Annotated in this window: 3 protein-coding genes and 1 pseudogene; 3 read left to right on the top strand and 1 reads right to left on the bottom strand. The window is 56.6% G+C overall.

Annotated features, from left to right (window positions below; genetic code table 11):
• Positions 1-212, top strand: a pseudogene (locus tag AB4Y96_RS26340) (hypothetical protein); the annotation flags it as partial.
• A gap of 159 nt (positions 213-371) precedes the next feature.
• Here AB4Y96_RS26340 and AB4Y96_RS26335 read toward each other — a convergent pair.
• Positions 372-1,064, bottom strand: a complete 693-nt coding sequence (locus AB4Y96_RS26335; RefSeq protein WP_441920972.1) for a glutathione S-transferase family protein — start codon at positions 1,062-1,064, stop codon at positions 372-374.
• A 66-nt stretch (positions 1,065-1,130) separates the two neighbouring features.
• Here AB4Y96_RS26335 and AB4Y96_RS26330 point away from each other — a divergent pair, with 66 nt between their 5' ends.
• Positions 1,131-1,643 (top strand): DinB family protein, encoded by a 513-nt coding sequence (locus tag AB4Y96_RS26330; protein ID WP_441920970.1) that lies wholly within the window; start codon positions 1,131-1,133, stop codon positions 1,641-1,643.
• A 348-nt stretch (positions 1,644-1,991) separates the two neighbouring features.
• Positions 1,992-3,887 (top strand): ABC-F family ATP-binding cassette domain-containing protein (locus tag AB4Y96_RS26325; protein WP_441920969.1); only part of this gene is annotated, 1,896 nt, incomplete at its 3' end.

The following is a 3,887-nucleotide window of genomic DNA, read 5'->3' as shown; positions in this document are numbered from 1 at the left end:
CGGGCCGCCCTCATATCAGGCGCATCCTCTACATGGCGTGCCTTTCCATCATAAGGGCCAAGAGCCAGCCACTGGCACGCTTCTACCAGAAACTCAGAGCCGCTGGAAAACCCTTCAAGGTTGCAATTGTGGCCATCATGCGAAAACTCATCGTCATCATCAACGCCATCATCAAAACCGACACACCATGGAGATTAGAACACCAAATCTGATCAACACCCAAACACAGTTGCTCACCATGAGGGAGAGAGGTGGATGCAACGATAATCTCCAACGTTGCAGAATGGAGCTCCCCTCATCCTGAGCTTGTCGAAGAGCCTCATGGTGAGCTTGTCGAACCACGAACCACGACCCCCGTTCATGCAACTTAACTACTCAGCAGCGCTGATCTCGCGGGCAATACCGCCATGCAAATCGAGGCAGCGTTCGAACCAGGCATAAACCGGATCTTTTTCATCCAGCAGTTTGAACGGTGTCAGCACCCGCACCCACTGGAACGCACCAAACACAATATAATCACTAAACAAAGGTCCCTCACCGCCGATGAACGGCTGCGACAACAGCATCTTGCGCATGGGTTCGAGGCTTCTGGTAAAGGCGTCGTGCTTGGCATCACGTTCGGCAGCCACATCTTCAAGCGCCCGGCCAAAGATTTTCTCGCGGCTGTCACGGAAATAGGCCTGATTAGGCTCATCGAGAATATCATGCACCGGCATCAGGATGACCACATTCAGGTAGGGATGCAGGGTCATCTGCGACCAGCCCTCGACAAAGCGGGCCATGGCCCGGCCGCCCTCGCCTTTGAACAGCGATGGCCGGTCCGGATAATTGTCTTCCAGATAGAGTGCGATCTCAAAAGAATCCGCCACGCGCCTGTCGCCGTCGCGGATGATCGGGACGCGCGGTGAAAAGGCTCCTTCCAGTTCCGGAATGCCCTTGAAGGATACGCGGTTGCGGTTGAATGGCAGGCCCTTATGCGCCAGCGACATCACCGTTTTCCAGCAATGCGGGCTGAATGGGCGGTTCAGGTCCGTACCGACGAGTTCGTGCAGAATGATTCCCATGGAAAGCCGCCTCTGTTTGGATATTATCGCGCTAAGACTGACTCATTTCGACGGAAAGTCAATTTAATGGAACAGCATTTTCGCATGTTCGCGGCCTATAACCGCTGGGCAAATGAACGGCTTTATGCCGCCGCAGGGGCACTTAATGATGAGGATTACCGGCGCGATATGGGGGCATTCTTCAAATCGCTGCATGGGACGTTCAATCATCTCATGGTAGCGGATCGCGTCTGGCTCTACCGCTTTACCGGCGAAGGCGAAGCACCCAAGGCACTTGACGCCATTTTGTTTGAGAACCGCGATGAATTGCAGGCAGCGCGCGTCAAGGAGGATGTCCGCCTTATCAACTGGGTCAATGGGCTGAGCGGTGATGATATTGCCGGGCGGTTCACCTATACGACGATCACTGACATGCGCACGTTCAGCCAACGCATTGCACCGGCTTTGGCACATCTCTTCAACCACCAGACGCACCATCGCGGACAGGCGCACACAATCCTGACCGCATTGGGAACCTCCGCCCCAGCCCTTGATCTGATGCTGTTTCAGAGGAGTGAAGAAGGCCGGGCATATGCATAAAATGCTGTTGCGGTCTTTATTGTTGTGGGTCCTCGGGTCAAGCCCGAGGATGACGGAGAGGTGGTGTTCGGTCCGAAAAGCTCGTTTTGCAGGAAGCAGTTTGATTGTACGAGCGCACGCCCATTCAGCACTTCGCTCCTCATTCTAAGGTGCCATCTCTCGGTTATCTTACAATATCCACCTCTCCGTTATAAGTTACAGCACCCACCTCCCCGTCATCCTCGGGCTTGACCCGAGGACCCACAACCGCCCGGAAACATCTCTCAACTCCACTTTCTGGCTCAATCAGCACATATCTCCCCCTAGCACGGCTTGCGAAAAACGCATTTCCCGTGCAAAAGCGCGGCCATGCTTATTCTCAACGACATATCCGTGCGTATGGCCGGACGCCTGCTGATCGATCACGCCAACCTTAATCTGCCATCGGGCACGAAGGCGGGTCTGGTCGGGCGCAATGGTGCGGGCAAATCAACGCTGTTCAAGGTCATTACTGGCGAAATGCCGGCGGAAACCGGCGATTTCTTCCTGCCGAAGAATATCCGCATCGGTCAGGTGGCGCAGGAAGCGCCGGGAACCGAAGATTCCCTGATCGAGATCGTGCTTGCCGCCGATCTGGAGCGCACCGCGTTGCTGGCGGAAGCCGAGACGGCGACCGATCCGAACCGCATTGCCGAAATCCATATTCGCCTCGTTGACATCGATGCGCATTCCGCCGAAGCGCGCGCCGGTGCAATCCTGTCGGGTTTGGGCTTTGACAGCGAAGCGCAAAAGCGCCCTGCCTCGTCGTTCTCCGGCGGTTGGCGCATGCGCGTGGCTCTGGCGGCGGTACTTTTCGCCGAACCTGACCTGCTGCTTCTCGACGAACCAACCAACTATCTCGATCTGGAAGGCACGCTGTGGCTGGAAGATTATGTGCGCCGTTATCCGCACACGGTCATCCTGATCAGCCATGATCGCGATCTTCTCAATTCCGCCGTCAACTCGATCATCCATCTGGATCAGACCAAGCTGACTCTGTGGCAGGGTAATTACGACCAGTTCGAACGCCTGCGCAGCGAAGCGCTGGAACTACAGCAGAAGCAGCGCACCAAGCAAGAAGCGCACCGCAAGCACATGGAAGCCTTTGTCGAGCGGTTCCGCGCCAAGGCATCCAAGGCCAAGCAGGCCCAGTCGCGCCTGAAAGCGTTGCAGAAGCTGAAGCCGATCTCATCTGTTATCGAAGACCATGTGGCGCCGTTCCATTTTCCGGAACCGGAAAAGGTTGTGGCATCGCCGATCATCGCGATTGAAAGCGGCGAAGTCGGCTACGCGCCCGGCAAGCCCGTGCTGAAACACCTCAATCTGCGCATCGATGCGGATGACCGCATTGCGCTGCTGGGGTCGAACGGCAATGGTAAATCGACCCTCGCCAAGCTGATCAGCGGACGCCTGGGTTTGCAGACCGGCAAGATCACCGTGGCGCCGAACCTGAAGATTTCCTTCTTCGCCCAGCACCAACTCGATGATCTGGTGCCTGACGATAATGCAATCGAGCATGTGCGCAAGCTGATGCCCGATGCGCCGGAATCCAAGGTGCGCGCCCGCGTTTCGCAAATGGGTCTTGCCACGGTGAAGATGAACACTGCCGCCAAAGATCTTTCCGGCGGTGAAAAGGCGCGGCTTTTGATGGGGCTATCGACCTTTCAGGGTCCAAACCTGCTCATCCTCGATGAGCCGACCAACCATCTGGATATCGACAGYCGCGAAGCCCTGATGCATGCGCTGAATGATTTTGACGGGGCTGTCATCCTGATTGCCCACGATCGTCATTTGATCGAGGCCACCATGGACCGGCTCTGGCTGGTGCGTGACGGGGCAGTTGCACCTTACGATGGCGATCTTGATGCCTATCGCTCGCTGGTTCTGGCCGATGCCAAAGCCGAACGCTCCGGCAATAGCAAGATATCAGTCGATGAGGGACAAAAGCTCAGCAAATCCGACCAACGCAAGCTCGCCGCACAAAAGCGCGAAGCCCTGAAGCCGTTGCAAAAGAAAATTCAGGAAGCCGATGCCATGGTGCAGCGTTTCCAGAAGAAGGTCGAGTCGTTGCAGGACCAGCTGGCCGACCCGGTTATCTACAGCCGCGAACCCGCCCGGGCGACGCAGATCGGCAAGGAAATCGGTTACGCCAAATCCTCGCTCGCCCGCGCGGAGGAGGAGTGGCTGACGCTTTCAACCGAATATGAAGCGGCGATGGCTGATCTC

The organism is Phyllobacterium sp. TAF24, assembly GCF_052113785.1.
In the GTDB taxonomy this organism is placed as follows: domain Bacteria; phylum Pseudomonadota; class Alphaproteobacteria; order Rhizobiales; family Rhizobiaceae; genus Phyllobacterium.
Note: the sequence above shows the minus strand (reverse complement) of the source record. Positions and strands in the feature narration are given on the sequence as shown.